This window comes from Rhodoferax ferrireducens (genome assembly GCF_003347515.1).
Classification (GTDB): domain Bacteria; phylum Pseudomonadota; class Gammaproteobacteria; order Burkholderiales; family Burkholderiaceae_C; genus Rhodoferax.
The window spans coordinates 1-306 of the sequence record NZ_QEII01000021.1; the positions used below are offsets into that span (position 1 = coordinate 1).

Annotated in this window: 1 protein-coding gene; it reads right to left on the reverse strand. The window is 56.2% G+C overall.

What is annotated here, in order from left to right:
• Positions 1 to 254 (reverse strand): serine hydrolase (locus C5P05_RS00080; RefSeq protein ID WP_198674550.1); only part of this gene is annotated, 254 nt, incomplete at its 3' end.
• Positions 255 to 306 lie beyond the last annotated feature (52 nt).

The following is a 306-nucleotide window of genomic DNA, read 5'->3' on the forward strand; positions in this document are numbered from 1 at the left end:
TCAAGTTGCGCTAAGGGTGCGAAGATGATCTTCGCAATCTGTTCGGCGATGGCGTCCGGCGCGGGTTCATGGGAATCACTGTTTGCAAGCACGGCAATGAATACTTGCTCCTTGGGGAAACGCAACGCGTCCGCGCTAAAGCCGCCAATGTCACCGCCATGCTCCAGCGCGTCGTTACTGCGGAGTTTGCGAATGACCCAGCCATACCCATAGCCCGTGTGGCTTCTGTCATTTAACGTGAAGTCTTTGGCCATTCGTTCCCAGGAGTCGCGCCTCAAGAGTGCGCCTATCCTGATGGCATTGTCC